This is a genomic window from bacterium (genome assembly GCA_037143175.1).
In the GTDB taxonomy this organism is placed as follows: domain Bacteria; phylum Verrucomicrobiota; class Kiritimatiellia; order CAIKKV01; family CAITUY01; genus JAABPW01.
Genome location: JBAWZF010000004.1, coordinates 28,209 through 47,849 on the forward strand (window position 1 = coordinate 28,209; position 19,641 = coordinate 47,849).

A 19,641-nucleotide genomic window follows, 5' to 3' on the forward strand; every position below is an offset into this window, starting at 1 on the left:
CAAATTATTTACAGGTTATCAATTCACAGAGATGTCTTGCAGGAGGGAAATCAATCTCGTTTCGAAGGCGAGGACAACAGTTGAACTCTTGATAACAAATTATAAATGATCAAGAGAAGTTTTTTTGCGCATTTTTTTACTTATGGCTCGACAGTGGTAAAGATGCGGCGTAATTGTTGCTATTAGTGGAACAATTTATCTGTCCTTATTCATTCTAAATCCCGAAGAAAAGGGTTGAGACAGGATGACAGGCATCGGAGATACATCCAAAGGAGATGGCAGAGGCGACCGGTAAGCCTGAACGCTATATGATGGTGGTGTTTGAGACCGGTTCCGTGATGCTGGGTGGTAAACCCGGGCCGGGCGCGTTTGCATGCTCCAAGAGTTGGACCGGCCTCAGCTATTGCGCCTGACCGTCTCACCACTGAGCAAATCCGGAGCGTAATCCAATCTGCCCGCATCCCGCCAGTTTCTGAAATTAGGGAACAATTCTAGCGGTATTACCGACGGTTGCTGTAATTCTCAATCGTCGCGAAACGTGCCGCTGTACTTTGTGCTAAAGCTATTGTAATAAGCTTTAGCATGAGTAGTGGCATTTTGATTTCTGACATAGCAAAGGCGGCCGGAGTGGCCGATTCAACTGTCTCGCTTGTCCTTAACGGGAAAGGGGACAGGGTTCGGATCAGTGTCGACACGCAAGCTCGTATCCGGAATCTCGCTAGCCAGATGGGGTATCAACCGCATCAGTTGGCTCGGGATATTGCACTTGGGAGAGGCAAGCCGCTTCGCGGCATTTCTGATGTAAAACTTCAAATGGATGACAAGGTTTCGGATAATCGTAAGATTGGCCTCATCTTCTCCGCCGCCAGTCCGGTGGAGTCCTTCGCGCTACTTCCAGACCAGGTATCAGTGTTCGTAGCGGCCGATTACCGGGTGGAGATTATGAAAGTTTCGTCCGAGCCTCGGGGCGCGAGTGAACAGGTGCTCCAGTTTCTAGCCGAAGGTGCGGTGGGAGTGTTGTGCTGTACGACTATTTACACCGCCGTGGTGGAAGCCGTGGCGGGAAGAGTGCCGGTGATTGTCCTTTGGAAAGGTGGGGCCAAGTCGTTGCTGGCGAAGATAACAGGCGTCGACGTGAGTGGGGTGCCGGCCGTTACATCCCCAACGCCGACTCCTTCCCCGGTGCCCGCCCAAAAACCTATCGTATTGACACCGCCAGCATCTGGCGTGGTCACGCCGAAGCCGGTGACAGCGCCAATTTCCATGGTGGCGAAGGCGGTGCCGATCCTAGTCACCGCCGAAGCGCAGGTGGTCGTGCCTGAGCGGGTTGTCATTGAGTCGGTGCCGGTCCCGCCCCCGCCCCCTGAACCCGTGCCGATGCCGGAAGTGATGATGCAGCCGGTGCCGGACATCGTGATGCCAGAGCCGCCGGTGTTAGAGACTATTCCCGTGGTGCCCGAAGTGGCGCCGATTCCTGTTATCACCCCGAAACCGGTAGTCGTGCCTGAGCCAGTTCTCATTGAGCCGACACCGGTTCCACCTCCAGAACCCGTGCCAACGATGCCAGATAATGTGACGCCGGAACCGGTTTCGGATTCAGTTCCTGTCGCGGCTGAGGCTGCTCATGAGAATGAAACTGAAATGCCAGACGATCAAAATTCCTCTATTGCAAGCGCAGCACCATCATGATTTTTGCCTTATGGAGGGGCTTGGATAGGCAATAGATGCAATCGATATCCGCGTGCTAAAGCTTTTAAATAAAGCTTTAGCATAATACCAATGTGCGTGTGCATACGAATTGGCCTTCTGGTCGGCGCTAACCGTCACGGTGCGGAAATACGGGTCACAAGATCCGGGGCTAGCCGGCGGAAATCCTGGAGATTGAAAGTGTAGATCCGATCCGCTTGGGACAGGCGGGCACACTCAAACAATAAGGCGTCGTAAACCTTACCGCCTCCGAGCCCGCATCCGACACAGACTTCAACTGCCCGTTGATACATTTCAGCCGTGACGGCCACCAGTTGGAAGTGCTTCCTGATATTCGTGGCGATAATATCTCTAGCTTCGGACGGCAGGATCCGCGGAGTGATCGGGACTGAAGTCAAAGCAGAAAACGCCTCCGCCAAACTATGAGTTGAAACAAAGCCGACTATTTCTCCGCTGGCTATAGACTCCAAGATCGGGCGTGCCCGCTCATAATGAGGATGCTTATGGATGCAAGCGGCAACCAAAACGGATGTGTCGCAAAAGACCGTCATTTCCGCCATCCCAGCACTTCTGCATCACGGTTTGACCGGCTCAGTTCGACGGCTTGGTTGAGATCTCCGGTTGGCTCTCCCTCATGAACCAGAAGCCCATTATTTTCTACCAGATGTGCCTGGCGATCATGGACTTTCAAGAATATTCCATCGGGCAATATTTGCAGATCAAGGTGATCCCCCGCAACCAGATGAAATTGGCGGCGAACCGCTTGAGGCAGAATGACCCGCCCAGCTTTATCAATATTCAATTTAGCTTTCATGCCATCTATAATGACAAATGGCATTTAATATGTCAATAATATGCACTCTCACTCCCAGATGGAGTCAGATAATATCGATTACTATTCAATTATAACAAAATGCGTTGATTATCAATGACTTATGTACAGGGTGGCCTCGGTTATTCCCTGATTGACTTGAATGTTTTGTTGGATATGATCTAGAAACGAGAGCCGCATTATACAGCGTTCGGCAAGATACTTGGCCTCGTGGCAAGGCGGAAGCTTGCTGGGAGTAGGCGCAGTCTTGAATGCAGCGTGAGTTTGAAGGAGGATTCATGTATTACGTCGGACCACATGTGTCGATTGGGGGAGGGGTGGAGAATGCACCGATTAACGCCAAGGTGTTGGGGGCCACCGGTTTTGGGATGTTTGTCAAGAATCAGCGCCAGTGGACGGCGGCGCCTTATACGGCGGCGAACCTGGCCGCATTTAAAACCCAAATGAAGGTTGATGGGTATACGGCGGCCCAGGTCATGCCTCATGCGGGGTACCTTATCAATTTGGCAAATCCGGATGCGGCGGCGCATGAGAAGTCAATGGCCGCATTGCTGGACGAGTTGCGGCGCTGCATGGCGCTCGGTTTGGACAAGTTGAATCTTCATCCGGGCAGCCACCTGCGCCTGATTACGCCAAAAGCGGCCTGTGAACGCGTGGCGAAATCCATCAATGCGGCCTTGTCTGAAACGGCTGGCGTGACGGTTGTGATTGAAAACACGGCTGGCAGTGGCGGTAATTTAGGCTCAACGTTCGAGGAGATCCGGTCGATCATTGATGGGGTAGAGGATAAGTCCCGTGTGGGCGTCTGCCTTGATACCATGCACGCCTTTGCGGCAGGGTATGACATTCGTACGCGTAACGGATTTCTTGAAACCATGGATCACTTCACGAAAACGGTGGGTATGCACTACCTGCGTGGCATGCATCTGAACGACTCCAAGGTGGCGTTCAACTCGCATGTGGACCGGCATGAATCACTGGGAGCCGGGCTTCTGGGAATTGACGTATTCAAATGCATCATGCGGGACAAGCGGTTCGAGAACATGCCGCTGGTGCTCGAGACGCCGAACGAAGAGCTCTGGGGAAAAGAGCTCCACTTGTTGAAGGAAATGGCGGGTTAGGGGGGGCGCAGGTCTGTTATTCCTGTTTTTGCCAAAACAGGGCAGCCCTAATCGGAGCAGGGAAGCCGATGGCTTCAAGTGTTTTGTGTTGGCGCAGGCAGGTCACGTTTACCGAATCAGTGGGGAGCGTCAGGCTTTGCAGTGATTTATTATTGGCCAGCGGCGTAAGATCCGTAATGTTTCGGGCGTTCGCGAGAATCAATGTCTCTAATGGCATTTCTGTCAGCGGTCCAAGATCACTGACTTTTGTGCCGCTGATATTGAGCTTTCGTAAAGGAAGTCCCTTCAAGGCATAAATCATTGATATGCGATGGCATCCCGCAATGTTCAACTCTGTGAGGGGACACCGACTGAGGGGCTTCAGATCGTTAATTAATGTGCAATTTGAAAAGTCGGCGCTGATCAGGGGGGCATTTTCCAAAGGAGACAGGTCCGAGACGGCGGAGCCTGTCAGGACGATATTGGTAAGATTTGTCGTCGCCAGGCCGGATAGGTCCGACAGATTCTCACAATTTTCGGCATGGAAGACACGGACGGGTACTGATTTCAGAACATGAAGACTCGCCACTTGAGTGCCTGAGAGTATGAGCGTGTCAATGGAAGCCCCCTTGAGTCCCGTTAAGTTGACGATAGCACTGTCACTCAAGTCCAGACGATTGATGCGGAAGCCTTCCAGTGAGGGCAATTTAGTCATTCCGCATTTTCGGAATGAAAGTTCTTTAAAAGGAAGAATCTTTAAGGGCGATAGGTCAGGGAGAATTCTGTTTTCCGACAAATCGAGACAGGCAAGCGCTCCGTCGATCCGATAAGAAAACAGCAGGTGGGTCTCCCCTGATTTCCAAGCCTTCAGGGTATTCATCATGTTTTCCAAGGTCACCAGGTCGATTTTACGAACGATGGGGGAAACGTCGTTCAAGGCAGTCAGAATGGGGGCTGCATTTTGCGCTGTAGAGCTGCGGCCGTACAGCTCGGTAAAACGTTGTGAGGCCTCCTTGATTTTGAGGCATTGAAAATCGGGGAAGGAAGTCTGGTCAATCTGTAACGCAATCGGAGTTGACGCATCCTTCTTATCGGGGTTGATGCCTGCCAGGGTCAATACGGCATTGAGTGCTTTTTGTGCCTCCGCCTCGCGGGTCTGGCTTATGGTCTCCTCAATATGGGCTATAAGCGCCGTTACCAGGAGACTGTTGGTCATGCCTGTGAAACTGGCTAAAGCCAGTTTGTCATCGTTGTGCTGGCAGGCAAAGAAGCCTTGAAGCAGGCCTCGTTCTAAAGGATTCAGACTGGCAAGCCGGAGAAAGACATCTTGAGGGCGAATTTTATCGATGGAGACCGGAAGGGTAATGATTTCGCCATCGGCGGAGAGGGATTGGATCGTAAGCACTTGATTTTCAACCGCGATCAACTTGCCGCTGATTAAGCCGTTGATGAGTTCAATTTTTACAGTCGTACCGATCATGGCGTGGTAGCGCTCCATGATTTTCTCTGAAAGTTTGCTGATAAGCCCTAATTGAGAGAGCAGGTCATCCTGTTGCGTTTTAGACCAGCCCAAATCGGAAGGGGTATTCCAGTTCTGAATGTTTTTGCGTGCTTGTTCAAAATTATTAGCCAGAACAGCTTTTGCAATCACTTCAAGAAAGCTTTTGCGTTTCGCCGTCAGCTCATCGTGCTGTGTTGCCTGTTGTTTTTGTTGTTTGGCCCTGGAGGTGTTAGCGTTTACATGCGCATGCAGAACGAGGTTGCTGCAAAGACTGTCCCTCAATGCGCTTGTCTGATTCGAGAAGACACCCTGATAGCTGGTTAACCAGGAAATGCCGGCGGCGTAGTTTGCATTTTTATCAAATTCTTCGGTCTTTTGTTGGATTTCCTCAAGGGCGCGATCCAAGGCGAAGGATTTTGTCATTTCGATCCCGCGTCGTTCATCCAGAATCCGGGCGTGCCAATGGGGTTTCGTTGTCTCAGTCATGATCAGCAGGGCATCGTATTGCGCCAGCAGGCCATCGTAATCCATAGGGTTGTTTTTCAGGTACTCCTGGGTAGACCGATAAAGCGCATCAAAGGAATTAGTGGGTTGGAGGATCTTTGAAACCGTGTTGGAGGGTTTGAGGTGAGGTTGTTGGGGTGGCAGGGTGATTGTCGTGGATGACAAAGATGAATTCGTGGTGGTACGGAACACTAACTTGGCCGGGGGGGAGGGCGGTGGAACGCGTGTGGCCAGCCAGGTGAGAAATGCGATGACGGTGATGAGGCCGACGGCTAATATTCCGAAGAAGGCCCGTGAGGGATTCGCTGCTGGTGCGGTTGTCGGAGTCTTGGTCCTGATCGGGTTCCGGCTTGCTCTCTGGATGACAATTTTCTTCGAAATGGGCGGAATCAGGGACGGCTCCAGTTGGATGAGCACCGAATGGCTCGCCATGTGGACAGGCTGGGGAATAGGCTGATCTTTTTGAAGGCTGGCGAGCTGGCTTAGGAAAGTAGACCAGTCCTGGGGGCGATCTGAGGGATCGTGGGCTAATGTTGATTTTAAAAATTCCACGACGGCTGTGGGAAGATCAGGTCTTAAGGTACGGGGATCGGGTAGTGAAGAGCTGGCTTGGGCCTCTTGGATTTGTTGAGGATTCAGTCCGCAGAATGGTGCGGTACCTGTCAGCATGTTGTAGAGGGTCGCACCTAGGGCGTACATGTCACTGCGGCAATCCAGATGAGTGGAGCCGTTCAGTATCTCGGGGCTCAAGAACCCTGGCATGCCTGCCATTAACGTATCCAAGGGGAAGGAGGGGGGCTGATCTTTTACGAGTGGGGATAGAATCGTGTTGAATAACTGCACGGTTTTGTCTGGTGCAATCCAGATGCGGCGGGGTGAAAGGTGCCCGTAAATTAATCCATGTTGAGTCCAAAGCCATTCCAGAACCTGTCCGATAAGAGTGGCTAAATGTAGAGCAGGCTTGAGCTCCAGTGCCCCGCCTTCCCACATCCGGTATTCCAGGGATTTGTTTTTGATTCGTTGCCATGCGACGAAATATATTCCTTCACTGGTTCGGCCAGCATCCAGAATACTGATCAGGTTCGGATGCCTGATCTTCATGTACCGGTTCATGTCATTCAGGAAAAGGGCGGAGGGTTCACCGCTTTCGGCAAAGGGGGCATGGAGTATCTGCAATTCCATTTTTCGATGGGTCTGGATATGTTCAGCTGCGTAGATTTCACGGGGGCCATCGACTTCTACCCGTGACGAGATACGATAGCCTGAAATTTCAGACCGGTTCGTCAACCTGGCATCGGGAATGGCAATGAAAACATTACAAATAGAGCACTGAAGCCGCTTCTGGAACAGGCCCGTCTGTTCCAAATTCTGGATTTCGCGGTCTGAGACGTCCATCTCCGCCCCGCAGTTACTGCACATGTAATGTAAACGCATGGATGCTTCCTTTTGTAAGAAGAGCCGGTCCCGTTAGGGATCGGCTCTCGGCGTAATTCTGTTTCCATCGCCAGAAGTGAGGCCATGGAGTAGTCTGATTATCACACTTTTCCGTTGAAGGAAGCGGCGTGGGCCTCACGCTGTGCTAGTTCAAGGTCGAATTCAGTCATGAGTCGGGCCAGTTCTTTAAAGGTAATTTTTGGTTTCCACCCGAGTGTTTTCATGGCCTTACCCGGATCACCCAGCAAATAATCCACTTCAGCCGGGCGGTAGAAGCGGGGGTCAATTTTAACAAAGTCCTGCCAGTTGAGGTTAAGGTGGCCAAAGACCTCGTTCAGAAATGCCCTGACGCTATAGGATTCGCCTGTTGCAACAACGTAATCGTCTGGTCTTTCTTGCTGCAGCATCAACCACATGGCCTCCACGTAATCGCGGGCATGGCCCCAGTCGCGCTTGGCATCCAGATTCCCGAGTGCCAGATTTTTTTGCAGTCCAACCTTGATCCGGCCTGCCGCCCGGGTGATCTTGCGGGTAACGAAGTTCTCGCCGCGTCGCTCGCTCTCGTGGTTGAACAAAATGCCATTGCTGGCGTGCATGTCATACGATTCCCGATAGTTGACCGTTTGCCAGAAACCAGCCACTTTTGCCACGGCATAGGGACTACGCGGGTGGAACGGAGTGGCTTCACTTTGGGGCGGCTTAGCGGCCCCAAACATTTCAGAAGAGGAAGCCTGATAGAATCGGACTTTTGAGCCTGTAGCGTTGTTGTAGTCGCGAATCGCCTCCAAAACCCTCAACACGCCCAGTCCTGTGACGTCCGCTGTATATTCCGGTTGATCGAAAGAAATTCGGACGTGGGATTGGGCCGCAAGGTTATAAACCTCGTCAGGCTGAACCTTGGTCATGACATGACGGAGCGAGGAGCTATCCGCAAGATCCCCGTATTCAAGGTGTAGTTTGAGATTTCTGTCGAGGAGATGGTCAATACGTGTTCGACTGATCGAACTGGACCGACGGACAATGCCGGTGACCTCGTATCCCTTCTGCAAAAGTAATTCTGCCAGATAGGAGCCATCCTGCCCTGTGATACCCGTAATTAACGCTTTTTTGACATTACTCATATACATTCCCTTGTTCGCAAAGTTCGCCAACAATAAAGGGAAATCGGGTATAAGAAAAGCGCAAATTAAGGTTTTATAGGCGTAACCTCATAGCTGTCATTGATCCGCTCCTTTTTGAGAGCGGCCTCGAATTCAGCTTTAGGGCAACGCATGATCACATAGACATCATAAAAGCGTAAAGCCGTGTCACCGTACCAGGTTCGAGCCCAGAGGCTTGGACCATACTGCCAGACCGTGTAACAGATCAGGGCCTGATCAACGTCGTGAAGTCGGATTTGTGTAGTATGTGTGGCTTGAGGAGTGAGCGTGGTTTTTGATTCAACTTTGCCTGTTGTTTGAACGGCTTTATGTGAATTGTCAATAACCTGAGGCACATTTGGCATGCCGGTTTGTGTCGAACTGTACTTGTCACTGCGACTTGTACGGTAGACATCGTCTGCCGTCACCCCGGCCCGTTCTGCAAGTTTACGAATAGCGTCATGACGTGCATCATTGATGCCTTCTTCCAGGACGAGGGTATAAGTGGATATACCACTTGCATAGATAAAGTTGGTAGGATCGCAGTTTGCCGCAAGAGAGGTGTCAGCGACCCATTTAGGGGGAGAGACATTGCCTTCAATAACTTTCAGAGAACTGCACCCTGTCCCCAAACAGGCGAACAGCGTTATGGTGAACACATAAATAACTTTCATCAGGAATCCTTTCGTTATTTCAAAAGACTTTTCCAGCCCCTGCTGTTTTTCGGCGGGTCTGCCAGATTGCTGTCTGACCAGCCCTTTTCCCACATTCCCGCGGAGTCAGCACTTAAAGCTGCCTTACGGCGGGCTGACTCAGTTTCAATTTCTTCCGGCGAGTCGAGAACATAAGGGGTGATGAATACCACAATCTCGGAGCGTTTACCGGTATCACTGGCTGCACCAAAAAGAAAACCGATGAAAGGAAGTTTGTTGAGGAAGGGTATGCCGTTCTTGTTCTCAGTATTATGATTTTTAACCAGTCCTCCGAGAATAATTGTTTCACCATTTCGGACAGAGACTGAGGCGGTCATTTCGCGTGAGGAGACTATCGGCCAATCATTTTTACCACTGCTGTCGACGATGGTTTTATAACTAGAAATATCCTCGATCTTTTGGGCGATTTCCATCACAACGAACTTTTTGGCGTTGATACGGGGGGTGACTACCAAGCTTAACCCGACTTTCCTGGCTTCAACATTGGGGACGGATTGTTGTGAGGTTGCCCCGTAAGACCCGACGTAACTGACGCCTTTGTAAAAATAATCTTCATCAGAAACTTCAATTTTAGCTTCCTTGTTATCGGTGGTGAGGATGATGGGTGAGGCGATGATTTTTGAGCGATTATCGCTTTGCGACATTTTGATCACCGCGTCAAGATTGAGTCCGAACTGGGTGAAATAGTAAGTAAGTCCGCCAGCGCCTCCAATACCTGCCGATGAGTTGATGGTTGTGGCGTTTATGGGAGTGCCTTTCCCGCCACCGCCAGCGCCAGCAAATCCGAATTCTGCATTCCGCCCGCCATTGCGACCATTATAGGCAATCATGGAGCGTTGAACCCAGTCCACGCCGCGTTCCAGATTCTTGTCCAATGATACTTGCATGATAACGGCTTCGATCAGCACCTGCGAGAGCATGACATCCATCCCCTTCAGAATGTCTTTCAGTGCCGCCATATCGGCTTTGCTGGCCATGAGAATCAAGCCGTTGATCCGTGTATCGGCGAGAATTTTGATATTTTCTGCCGAAAGTTGACCGACCTTGGTCTTGCCCTCGGGGCCTTTGGCACTGGCTAGTTGCCGCTGCTGGTCAATAAATTCCTGTAGCTGATAACTGCGAGGCTCTTCGCGGGCGGCGGCTGTCGTTGTTGAGCCGGGGGTGCCATCGGTGCGAGCCGCCGTACTGCTGGTGGCACTTGTCTTTTTCGGAGTGGAAGATTTTGAGGTTGTGCTAGCGGCTGCCCCGATCAAGGCGTTCAGCATGGACGCTACTTCCTCGGCATCAGCATACTCAAGGCGTATGACCTCGATGGTCACGTCCGGGGCGGTTCCCACATCCAGCGCGGACACAACCTGCTCGAAAAATTTCATATTTTCCTCGCGGGTAATAATAATCAGGGAGCCTGTCCGGTCATCGGCGATGACTTTAACATTGCCCCTGATCATCCGGTCGTCGCTTGAGTCACTTCCCTCTGTGGCGTCAGTAGTTTTCGGGGTTCCGGTGGGAATCATGTTGCGGGCTCGGATCACGCCGGGAATGGTCACGGGGGTGGTGTCAACTCCGGGCGCGCCTGAGGTGTTTAAACGACGGACGGTAGGCTGCTTTTCCTTATCTTTCTGGTCCGCAATGATTTCTTCCAGTTTTGTTTTGATATCCGAAGGTTTGGAGTTGCGCATTTGCAGGATGTGTATGGACTCTTTGATGTCCAGCGGCTGATCAATACGGGCCAGGATGTCTTTGATGCGATTGAGATTAACGGATGTATCCGCGATCAGAAGGCTGTTAATTCGTTCCAAAGGAAGGATTTTTCCATAGGCATGGATGAGGCCGGCAATGGCCTTTTGTGCTTCAGCCGGGTCAATAAACTTCAGGGGAACGACTTCACTGACGAGTTCATCGGTTTCAGGATGAATCACCTGGTCGGCTTGATTGGTCTGGATTTGAAGTCCCTCTTGAGGGGCTGCAGTGATGGGGACAGCCTTAACGAACTTATCGCCTTGATTGATCAAAGCGATGTTATTCATGGCCAAAACGGCCTTGATGGCTTGAATCGCCTCGGGAACAGTCAGGGGGGTTTGACTGCGCAGGGTGATGATGGCGTTGACGTTAGGGGCCTGCAGCAGGGTGCGGTCGGTCAATTCTGAGCAATAGTATTGCAGGATCGAGTCCAGAGGTGCCTGATTAAACTTTAGCTCAACTGTCCGATTGGTATCTGCTTTGGTTTCAGCAGGGGCGCGTGTAATGGCTGGAGGCGAAGCTGGACGAACGGTAGGGGGGAATCCCTGCGCCTGGGCGGGGTATAGCTGGAAGAGGGATCCGGCCAGCGCCAGTATCCCGAAAAGACTTCTCATTGTGCACTGGAAAGACGTCATTTTATAGCCTTTGAGTTCGGTTATTCTTTTTCGCCACCGGCGGTGAGGACTCTGGAGTACGAGCAGTAAACCGTGAATCCCCCTCGCAATACCAATTTCTCATTTGGTGCAATGCTTAATTGACTGATGTCTAAAATAACATCTTCCTTTTGCAGATCAAAGAGGAAACGGGTTAGAGACGCCAGTTTTCCCTCCCATTTGCAGTTGATCGCCACTTCGTACATGCTGCCTTTGAGCGTCTCCTTTTCGGCGTCACGGCTGATCAGATTCAAATTATTCGCCTTGGCGAGACGCTCAATGAGAATCTGGAGATCTGTGCTGACGTCTTTCCCTTGCGGATGGGTGGGCAATCTCTTTTTCAGACTCTTGAGTTGGGTCTCCCACTTTGGGGCCTGGGAGATCAGGTATTTTTGTTTTTCTACCTCGCGTGTGAGTGTGGCTTTCTTTTCTGATAATACCTTCCACTCCTTAAGTTGGGGATCAACCAGAAAGAAGGTGAGCCCAGCCAGGGCCACGATGCCCGTTACCCATACAAGTACCATTTCCCGGGGTGAAATTTTCATGGCTGTTCACCTCCCGGCAAGGTGCAGACGATTTTGAATTCCTCTTTGCCATCTTTGGTGCGGCGGGTACGTGATAATTCCGAGGCGATAAAGAGCTTGGAACGTTCTAGATCCTTTTTGAAATCAGCAATCTGTGCATATTCCTCTGCCTCACCACTCATCTCGAGATTCTTGTTCTTGTGGTAATTAAAGGATTTCAGCGTGATTCCCTGGGGGAGTCGGTCACTGATTTCACGCAGACATTCCAGTCCGGAGAAGGAACGATCCATGTATTTGGTCAACCCCTGAGTCCGCTCCCGTACGGCTTTCACTTTTTCCGCCGGCCCTTTGAGTTCTGTCAGTTCACGGGTGAGTGAATCGATGCTGCTTTTTTGGAATTGAATACTCCCGAAAAGGGCTAGCATTCCTGTGAGCCAGAGGGACGCCGCGACAATGGAAATGATGATCACCCGTCGCTTTGTTCGCAAGGCCGTTTCCGTTTGCAGCCAGGCGATGGGCGCCAAATCCATTCTTCCGGAAGTTCTGGTTTCAGTTCGGCGGAGCAAGCCCTCAGCGAGCGAGGGAAGAGCATCAAGGGCTTCGGGGTGCGCCGTGATTTGGAACTGATCAGCGAAAACTTTGATGAGGCCCGTTGGACTTTCGCCCCTGTGCCAGACGGAAAAGGAGACCGGATGAACTCCGTCGTGATTCAAATCCAGGGACGAGAGTGTTAATGCGGTTTCCCTGGCGATCTCTTCATCTGCTTCAGCGGCGGGTATCTCGTCCATGCCACTTAAAGAGCGCATGGCAATAGGAATTCCGGCAGAGGCGATGATGATATCGCAAGATGAGTCTTCCAGAATAATGGAAACCTGAAGGCCGGTTTGTTGGACTTTGCCAGCATCCTGAATCAATTTCCACCAGCCTAGAAGGTTGATATCCACCCATTTGGGTTCGATGCCGGCAGCCCGCAAGGCACCCGCCAGAAGATTGATGGTATCGGTGCGGATCGCACTTAACAGAAGTCGGCAACGCCCGTCCTGTTCTGAAAGGATTTCGTGAGAAATGGCTGATTCCTCGATGGGGAACGGGGAAAACTTATCGATTTGAAGTTCAGCCATGCTTTTGATTTCTTCAGGACTGCCGGAGGGGAGTTCCGCGATCCTCAGCAAGACCCACGAGGCCGGAATTCCGATGCTGACCGGAGCGGGTACACGACCGCATTTGGTGCGGATCTCATCAATCAGCCGATCTCGGTCGGTTTGGAGAGCCGTTATCAGATCTTTTTGCTTCTCGCCAAGATCCAATTCGACAGAACGAGACGGGCTTGAGGAGTTCTTTTCACCTACTTTATGCAGAACAGCCCACTCCAATGAGTGGGACCGCACAGCTAAACTTGTAAGAACTTTAACAGCCATAATCTTTACTTATTTGCGTATTTGAGCCGTTCCGTTACCTGATGCGGTTACTCCAAGCGTGGAGGTCATCCGGTATTCAACCCCATGAACCACTCCCGATGAACGCACTCTAAGCACGGAGGAGGCGGTTCCTCCCAGCGCTTTCAGGCGCTGTTGCTCTTCAGCCGTGAGTCTGTTGAGCTCGGGAACCCGGCTAAACAAGTTGTTCACGTCTGTATAGAAGTAATCTTCACTTATTTGCGCGCCCCCTGTCAAACCTTGTCTGCCGCCCTTTTCCCGTTCGGCAATAATGGCATCCGCCAGTGTGCTATCAATGCCGGGGAGGGTCATGAGTACACGTTTTGAGGCGGCATTGATATTGACAGTTTCCCCGGCTTCCGGGCTGACAGTCAGCAGGTCAGCGATGCCGGTCATTGGGGCACTGTTGGTATCCCCGTCTTCGGCATAGCCTCCGTAAAGGATGGCATGGCTCCATCCTTTGATAAGGAGCAGTTCTTCTATTGTGTCCAGATTTACCATTTTGTCAGGTGTCATGACTTTTGAGGTTTTACTGGAAACAGTTGCCTTATGCCCCCTTGCCTTATAGGGGGGATCAAGTCGGGCATAATAGTCATCAGTTTCTGCCCCATCCGTGCTGCGATCATCATCAGGATCTCTCCAGTCGTAAAGGCAGTCGATCAGTTCCTTTCTTAGATTAATATCATCCGGCACACCGCCAACCGTAAAGATGGCATCCCAATCCTCATCATCTTTTATAGCGTTAAGGTTTCTGAGTGCGGGTTCAGGAAGGATATCGAGAATAAAGGTTCCCTCCCCAAGCTTTACCGTCAATCCCATAATGGCGTAGCCTTGGCGTAACCGTTTGGCTGAGTCATACCAATATTTCCCCTTCATTTCGTCGCTATCCCCTTTGCCTTTGACCTCCTGACTATGTATGAAAAGCGCCTGGGCGTATTCCAGACCTGCCTTGGAGAGATATTCGGCTTTCAGTCGTTTGCGCAGGTGGGACACGATTTTCGCTTCGACATGCATGTCAAAGGCAAATCCCCCGATCAGAACTGAGAGGAGGGCGACGACCCACAGGACGATGATCAATGCGGAACCGCGCTTCATCGTATTCCCTCCTTGGCGATGGGGATTTCCACCAGGCGGCGCATTTCAAGCGGCGGTTTTCCCTCTTCCAGTGGTTGCAGATACAGCGTGATCTCGACAAAGCGGGGGAGATGGTTGGTGAGGTCTCCCCCCAAATTGCATTTGCCCTCCCATTCATCCAGCCACTCGATCTTTTCGGATTCGAAGTCATTGGTCGCCACGCGGATGCCGAGGCCGGTAATTCGGTCTGAAAGCACTTCCGGTTCAAGGGTGTCGGGCTCAAAGTCGTCCGGCTGAAGATACTCGTCACCCCAAGCCGTATAGGCCGCACCACGATTGCCATTTTTATCCTGCCCGATAAAAAACCGGACATGGTGGAACGTTTTGGCCATATAGGAATTAACGCCTACCAGATCCGACCCTTCCTTGACCCACGAAATGCTGTCGGATGACGCATTCCCGCTGCCACTCTTTTTGAGGATCAATCCATCATCCCCCCCGCGGTAACGGGCTGACCGCAAGGCGCTCACCAGTTGCTCAATGACAAAGTCGCCGGCATGGAGATCTTTGCTGAGTGCTGTGCCCCGCTGCCAGGCTTTACTGACGGAGGAGAGGAGCATGAAACACGCCCCACATACCAGAGTCATGATGGAAAGGGCTACTAGAAGCTCAATCAGGGTGAAACCATTTTGGAGTGCGGCGGCTTGACGCCGCTTTTCTTCGGTGCGGCTTGACGCACCGTTTTGGGTGTTGCAGCCCGTCAAGCCTGGCGGCTGGAAAGCGGCGTCAAGCCGCCGCACTCCAAATGAGAAAACTATGGATGATCCCAAATTCATGTTTCACAACCCCAGATCATTTGTATAGTACAAGTACGAGGTCACTTCTTCGAAAGCCTGTCTCCCTTTAGCGGACCAGGTGACGCGGCTCTTCACGACAACCAGATCTTCTTTTTCGGCATCCCTTTCAGAAGTGCGTTGATAGGTGAAGTTGAGGGGAGGGTATTCGATGGGGCCCACATTCAGGTTCAGTGCCTTAAGTTCCTTTTCGTTTTTTTTCTGAACAACCAGAAGCGGATAATCAAGTTCTCCGATTTCCAGAATACGACGCGCCTCGTAGTAATTCTTTGCCGTGCTGACGACAGCAAGACAACGCGAGGTGGCGGTCATAAGCACCCCTGCCGAAATGGCCAGGATGGCGAGAGCCATCAGAATCTCGACAAGTGTCATGCCTGCTTTTGGGGATCTGGGCACGCCTCAATTTCCTTTCTGGGTGACTTTGATTGCCCCGACGGCATCCACGGTAACAAGCATACTGCTGCCGAATTCATCAACGACGCGTGCTTCGAAGGGAGTGCAACGGCCGTTGGATTGATAGACAATCGCTGCCGGTTCGCCTTTCATGCCGCTTTTCTTGCCGTCTACCGTAAAGGATTCAATCTGTACCGCATCTAGTTTGCGGGTAATACTGCTAAAAGGTACCGCTGTTTGAGGTTCCTGGGGGGCGTCAGGATCGGGGACAGGGGCCGACACCGGTACATTGTCTTCGGATTTGAAGATCTGATCTCCGGGAAGGGCGGGCGTAGCTGTCCGGAGGGGGGCGACACTCACCAGGTTGTTTTCCTTGTCGAGGGTCAGCTTCATTTCCTGATTTCGTAGAATGGCGCTGGTGCGTGCATAATTGGCGGCCATGACGACAGTCCGGGTTCCTACCCGCAGCCGGTTGCCCCGGATGGACTTCATGAGCGAGGGCATAGCCACAATTGTCATAATCCCCATAATGGCAAGCACCATCAGGATTTCCACAAGGGTAAAACCGGGGGAAGGTGAACGGCGCCTCCAGGGAATGGAAAGTGCAAGGTTCAATTAATTTGTAACGAACTCGCCATCAGGTTTACGGGCCTTGAGTTCATACGACTCGCCTTTGACAGCATAGACGAAATCATCACCCCAGGGGGTTTTGGGCATGCGGCCATCTTTCAAATAGGGGCCGTTCCAGTTGTACTCGCTGCCTTTAGTCAGAAGGCTTTGCAGGCTTGCGGGTAGCACCCCATTATCCACTTCATAGGTATCGATGGCCGTTCCTATGGCCTGTATGCTCGTGCGCGCCGCCGCGATTTGACTGCCGAGCATACGTCCTCTGATGCTGACAGTGGCCACGCCAGCGAGGATGCCTAAAATGGCGACTACAAGCAGAATTTCCACCAACGTGAAGCCGGAACGCCGATTATGATCTTTTGACTTTAACGATAGGACGGATGTAATTTTCTTTGTATTCATAATTTTCTCCTTTAGACCCCTAAACCACTGGTGATGTTAAAAACGGCCATGACGATACTGACAGCGATAAAGCCAACCAGCAGTGCGACGACCACGATCAATATCGGTTCCAGCGCCGTGGTAAACAGTTTAACATTTCTATTCAATTCGTTTTCGTAACGATGGGCAATATGTTTCAAGGCACTGGCCATATCCCCCGTTTGCTCTCCAATGGCCAGCATATCTGTCATGAGGGGGGGGAATACTTTCCCCGCCGCTAGTGGCCCGGAAATGGTGGTGCCGTCAGTAACCCGGTCGCGCGCATTCCTGATTTCGGCGGCGATAACCACGTTATCAACGGTTTTTTCAACGATAGTCAAAGCCTGCAGGGCCGGAACGCCGTTACTCAGGAGTGTACTCAACGTCCGGGCAAAATTGGCATAGGTACTGGCGGCGACAATGCCCTTGATAAAGGGGGCTTTCAATTGGATGCGGTGCCACCGTTGCTTCCCCTCCATCGTGTTCAGGTAGCGGTTCAGCAGGAAACTTCCGAGTATCGTTAAGCCAAGTACCAGCCAGCCGTACTTGAGCATGCCATTACTCAGGGAAATCAGCATGCGAGTAGGGAGGGGTAACGTACTTCCCATTTCAAGAAATATGGCGGAAAATTTCGGGATCACAAATACCATCGAGAAGATCATGGTACCAATTCCCATAACGAGAACTATGATTGGATAAACAAGGGCCATGACCACTTTTTCCTTCATATCCTGCATGCGTTCATAGTGCTCGACCAGCCGTAACATGATTTCAGCCAATGCGCCGCTGGCTTCACCAACCTTGACCATACTGACATAGAGCGAGGGAAATGATTTCGGATGTTTGGCCATGGAGTCAGAGAGGGTTGTTCCCTGGATGATCTGATCCCGGAGATCCCGGATAATGTCATCCGAGGAAGATCCCGTTTTTCGGTTGGCCAGGGTAGATAAGGCCTGGCCGAGATTCATGCCGGAAGCGAGTAGATCGCTAAGTTCCGTGGAGAAGACCAGGATTTCACGGGGCTTCATACGCGGGGTCTTGTTAAAACTAAAGCTGAACTTGGCGGCCGGGGCCGTGGACTTGGTGGCTTTGGGTTTATTAGGGGTGGTTACGGAGGTAATCGATACCGGGATCAATCCGGTTTTTTCGACTTGCCGCAGTGCGGCCAGTCGGTCATTGGCCTCAATGGAGCCTTCCACACGTTGTCCGGCTTTATCCTTGGCTATGTAGTTGAAAATCAATCGGCATCCTCCGAGACGCGAACCACTTCTTCCACGGTGGTAATACCTTCAAGCACCTTGATCCAGCCGTCATCGCGCAAAGTCTGCATCCCTTCCTCAACTGCCTTTTGTTTGATGGCGTTGGAGGAGGAGCGTTGCAGGATCAGATGCTCAATACCCTCAGAAATCGCAAGCAATTCATAAAGGCCGGTTCGCCCCCGGAATCCAGTCATTCGGCATTTTTCGCAGCCGACCGGCTCATGCATGCTCGCTGTGGCGATTTTATCCAAAGGAAATCCAAGACTTCCCAGCAGAACCATGTCTGGATTTTTGACCGGGCGCTTGCAGGCCGGGCAGAGTCGACGTACCAAACGTTGGGCAACGACTGCTTCCAGGGATGAAGCCACAAGAAAGGGTTCTACCCCCATATCGAGCAGTCGGGTAACCGCGCCGCCTGCATCGTTAGTATGCAGGGTACTGAACACCAAATGACCTGTCAGCGAGGCTCGAATGGCAATTTCGGCAGTTTCAAAGTCCCGGATTTCACCGATCATGATGATGTCCGGATCCTGACGCAGGATAGAGCGCAGGGCATTGGCGAAGGTCAGTCCGATTTCAGATTTGACGTTACACTGGTTGATGCCCGCCATTTCATATTCAATCGGATCCTCGACCGTAATAATGCGCTGATCAATGGTGTTGATCTCGTGCAGATAGGCATACAGAGAAGTTGATTTCCCCGACCCCGTTGGCCCGGTTACAAGAATGATACCATTGGGCTTTTCAATGATCTTCCGGATAATGGTTTCATCCCGTTCGCGGAGGCCCAACTGTCTGAGGCCAATGAATTCCTTGCCTCGCATAAGCAACCGCAAGCTGACGCTCTCGCCATAGGTGGTGGGCAAGGTGGATACACGGATGTCAATGTCCTCGCCCTGAATGCGCATGCCGATACGTCCGTCCTGCGGCAGGCGTTTTTCGGCAATATCCATATTGGCCATAACCTTGATACGCGAGATAATGGCGGCCTGAAAACGGGAGAGCTGCGCGGGAAGCGGTGTCTGATGTAATACCCCGTCAACCCGGTAGCGGATGCGTAACTGGGTTTCCATCGGCTCCATATGTATATCTGTGGCGCGTTCCTGATAGGCCTCCCAGATAATCTGGTTCACGAAGCGGACAATCGAGGCTTCCTGATCAAGTTCACCCAGATCGGTTTTCATGAGGGCATCGTCGGGAGCAACCTCGATACGATGGTCGTCCTGCATCAGTTTTTCCATCGTATCCGCACCGACACCGTAGAATTTCTTTGTGGCACCGGCGATATCGTTCAGCAAGCCCAATGCGAGCTTAACCCTCATGCCAGAGGCCAGACGTAGGGCGTCCACGAGTCCGCTATCAAACGGATCGTTGGTGGCCACCATCAGGGCTCCATTTTCAATGGAATAGGGGATGACGTTGTATTGAAAAACAGTCCGGGTAGGTAGTTTTTCCAGAATAGACGCTTCGATGGACATGGTGCCAAGACGTAGAAAGGGGACATGCAGTACTGTGGCGAGTGATTCGAGAAATGCATCTTCGGTGGTAAACCCCTGGGCGACAGCCGCACGGGTTATGGAAAGGTCGTTCTGCTGGGCATGTTGGAGCAGGGTGGTGATCTGTGCATCAGACAGGAGTCCAGTGCGTTTCAGCAACCCCGTTAAACTGGTCGGCAATGCAGTCGTCATAGGTCATATAGCATAGGAAACAGAACTCTTTAAGTCAATGTGA

18 protein-coding genes are annotated in these 19,641 nt (G+C 51.7%); 3 read left to right on the forward strand and 15 right to left on the reverse strand.

Features of this window, described 5'->3' with window-relative positions; translation table 11 throughout:
* Positions 1-275 precede the first annotated feature (275 nt).
* Both WCI03_02660 and WCI03_02665 read left to right on the forward strand, forming a co-directional pair.
* Positions 276-413: a hypothetical protein gene (locus WCI03_02660; protein ID MEI8138749.1), complete on the forward strand. Its 138-nt coding sequence runs from the start codon at positions 276-278 to the stop codon at positions 411-413.
* A gap of 169 nt (positions 414-582) precedes the next feature.
* A complete protein-coding gene (locus WCI03_02665) occupies positions 583-1,689 on the forward strand; it encodes a helix-turn-helix domain-containing protein (GenBank protein ID MEI8138750.1) in 1,107 nt (368 codons plus the stop codon).
* Positions 1,690-1,823: 134 nt separating this feature from the next.
* On the opposite strand, the gene WCI03_02670 is transcribed toward WCI03_02665, so the two are convergent.
* Together WCI03_02670 and WCI03_02675 are read right to left on the reverse strand one after the other, a co-directional pair.
* Positions 1,824-2,267, reverse strand: a complete 444-nt coding sequence (locus tag WCI03_02670; protein ID MEI8138751.1) for a type II toxin-antitoxin system VapC family toxin — start codon at positions 2,265-2,267, stop codon at positions 1,824-1,826.
* Positions 2,255-2,521 carry an AbrB/MazE/SpoVT family DNA-binding domain-containing protein gene (locus WCI03_02675; GenBank protein MEI8138752.1) on the reverse strand — a complete coding sequence of 89 codons (267 nt, stop codon included), beginning with the start codon at positions 2,519-2,521 and terminating at the stop codon, positions 2,255-2,257. Before WCI03_02675 ends, WCI03_02670 begins: the two co-directional genes overlap by 13 nt.
* Positions 2,522-2,817: 296 nt before the next feature.
* Here WCI03_02675 and nfo point away from each other — a divergent pair, with 296 nt between their 5' ends.
* Positions 2,818-3,660, forward strand: coding sequence for a deoxyribonuclease IV (gene nfo, locus WCI03_02680; GenBank protein MEI8138753.1), 843 nt, complete (start codon positions 2,818-2,820; stop codon positions 3,658-3,660).
* Between the two features lie 16 nt (positions 3,661-3,676).
* Here nfo and WCI03_02685 read toward each other — a convergent pair whose 3' ends face one another.
* The 13 genes from WCI03_02685 to WCI03_02745 form a co-directional block, all read right to left on the reverse strand.
* Positions 3,677-7,078, reverse strand: a complete 3,402-nt coding sequence (locus WCI03_02685; GenBank protein MEI8138754.1) for a protein kinase — start codon at positions 7,076-7,078, stop codon at positions 3,677-3,679.
* Positions 7,079-7,179: 101 nt separating this feature from the next.
* Complete coding sequence (gene gmd, locus WCI03_02690; GenBank protein MEI8138755.1) at positions 7,180-8,199, reverse strand: GDP-mannose 4,6-dehydratase; 1,020 nt, start codon at positions 8,197-8,199, stop codon at positions 7,180-7,182.
* Between the two features lie 65 nt (positions 8,200-8,264).
* Positions 8,265-8,891, reverse strand: coding sequence for a hypothetical protein (locus tag WCI03_02695; GenBank protein MEI8138756.1), 627 nt, complete (start codon positions 8,889-8,891; stop codon positions 8,265-8,267).
* 14 nt (positions 8,892-8,905) lie between these two features.
* A complete protein-coding gene (gene gspD / locus WCI03_02700) occupies positions 8,906-11,284 on the reverse strand; it encodes a type II secretion system secretin GspD (GenBank protein ID MEI8138757.1) in 2,379 nt (792 codons plus the stop codon).
* A 41-nt stretch (positions 11,285-11,325) separates the two neighbouring features.
* Positions 11,326-11,868: a hypothetical protein gene (locus WCI03_02705; protein ID MEI8138758.1), complete on the reverse strand. Its 543-nt coding sequence runs from the start codon at positions 11,866-11,868 to the stop codon at positions 11,326-11,328.
* Entirely contained in the window at positions 11,865-13,265 is a 1,401-nt protein-coding gene (locus WCI03_02710) for a PilN domain-containing protein (GenBank protein ID MEI8138759.1), read from the reverse strand. The genes WCI03_02705 and WCI03_02710 overlap by 4 nt, the downstream gene beginning before the upstream one ends.
* A 9-nt stretch (positions 13,266-13,274) precedes the next feature.
* The gene (locus WCI03_02715) at positions 13,275-14,378 is read right to left on the reverse strand and encodes a helix-hairpin-helix domain-containing protein (GenBank protein MEI8138760.1); all 1,104 of its coding nucleotides are present in this window, start codon (positions 14,376-14,378) and stop codon (positions 13,275-13,277) included.
* Complete coding sequence (locus WCI03_02720) at positions 14,375-15,193, reverse strand: prepilin-type N-terminal cleavage/methylation domain-containing protein (protein MEI8138761.1); 819 nt, start codon at positions 15,191-15,193, stop codon at positions 14,375-14,377. The genes WCI03_02715 and WCI03_02720 overlap by 4 nt, the downstream gene beginning before the upstream one ends.
* A 3-nt stretch (positions 15,194-15,196) precedes the next feature.
* The gene (locus WCI03_02725) at positions 15,197-15,607 is read right to left on the reverse strand and encodes a prepilin-type N-terminal cleavage/methylation domain-containing protein (protein MEI8138762.1); all 411 of its coding nucleotides are present in this window, start codon (positions 15,605-15,607) and stop codon (positions 15,197-15,199) included.
* 3 nt (positions 15,608-15,610) lie between these two features.
* Positions 15,611-16,219, reverse strand: a complete 609-nt coding sequence (locus tag WCI03_02730) for a GspH/FimT family pseudopilin (GenBank protein MEI8138763.1) — start codon at positions 16,217-16,219, stop codon at positions 15,611-15,613.
* Positions 16,220-16,633, reverse strand: a complete 414-nt coding sequence (locus tag WCI03_02735) for a type II secretion system protein GspG (protein MEI8138764.1) — start codon at positions 16,631-16,633, stop codon at positions 16,220-16,222.
* An 11-nt stretch (positions 16,634-16,644) separates the two neighbouring features.
* Positions 16,645-17,892 carry a type II secretion system F family protein gene (locus WCI03_02740; protein MEI8138765.1) on the reverse strand — a complete coding sequence of 416 codons (1,248 nt, stop codon included), beginning with the start codon at positions 17,890-17,892 and terminating at the stop codon, positions 16,645-16,647.
* Positions 17,889-19,598, reverse strand: coding sequence for an ATPase, T2SS/T4P/T4SS family (locus tag WCI03_02745; GenBank protein ID MEI8138766.1), 1,710 nt, complete (start codon positions 19,596-19,598; stop codon positions 17,889-17,891). The genes WCI03_02740 and WCI03_02745 overlap by 4 nt, the downstream gene beginning before the upstream one ends.
* Positions 19,599-19,641 lie beyond the last annotated feature (43 nt).

Coding starts and splice junctions, on each gene's coding strand:
- WCI03_02685 (MEI8138754.1), bottom strand. CDS start 7,078: ATGCGTTTACATTACATGTGCAGTAACTGCGGGGCGGAGATGGACGTC.
- WCI03_02670 (MEI8138751.1), bottom strand. CDS start 2,267: ATGGCGGAAATGACGGTCTTTTGCGACACATCCGTTTTGGTTGCCGCT.
- WCI03_02720 (MEI8138761.1), bottom strand. CDS start 15,193: ATGAATTTGGGATCATCCATAGTTTTCTCATTTGGAGTGCGGCGGCTT.
- WCI03_02745 (MEI8138766.1), bottom strand. CDS start 19,598: ATGACGACTGCATTGCCGACCAGTTTAACGGGGTTGCTGAAACGCACT.
- gspD (MEI8138757.1), bottom strand. CDS start 11,284: ATGAGAAGTCTTTTCGGGATACTGGCGCTGGCCGGATCCCTCTTCCAG.
- WCI03_02735 (MEI8138764.1), bottom strand. CDS start 16,633: ATGAATACAAAGAAAATTACATCCGTCCTATCGTTAAAGTCAAAAGAT.
- WCI03_02665 (MEI8138750.1), top strand. CDS start 583: ATGAGTAGTGGCATTTTGATTTCTGACATAGCAAAGGCGGCCGGAGTG.
- WCI03_02705 (MEI8138758.1), bottom strand. CDS start 11,868: ATGAAAATTTCACCCCGGGAAATGGTACTTGTATGGGTAACGGGCATC.
- nfo (MEI8138753.1), top strand. CDS start 2,818: ATGTATTACGTCGGACCACATGTGTCGATTGGGGGAGGGGTGGAGAAT.
- WCI03_02715 (MEI8138760.1), bottom strand. CDS start 14,378: ATGAAGCGCGGTTCCGCATTGATCATCGTCCTGTGGGTCGTCGCCCTC.
- WCI03_02675 (MEI8138752.1), bottom strand. CDS start 2,521: ATGAAAGCTAAATTGAATATTGATAAAGCTGGGCGGGTCATTCTGCCT.
- WCI03_02695 (MEI8138756.1), bottom strand. CDS start 8,891: ATGAAAGTTATTTATGTGTTCACCATAACGCTGTTCGCCTGTTTGGGG.
- WCI03_02660 (MEI8138749.1), top strand. CDS start 276: ATGGCAGAGGCGACCGGTAAGCCTGAACGCTATATGATGGTGGTGTTT.
- WCI03_02710 (MEI8138759.1), bottom strand. CDS start 13,265: ATGGCTGTTAAAGTTCTTACAAGTTTAGCTGTGCGGTCCCACTCATTG.
- gmd (MEI8138755.1), bottom strand. CDS start 8,199: ATGAGTAATGTCAAAAAAGCGTTAATTACGGGTATCACAGGGCAGGAT.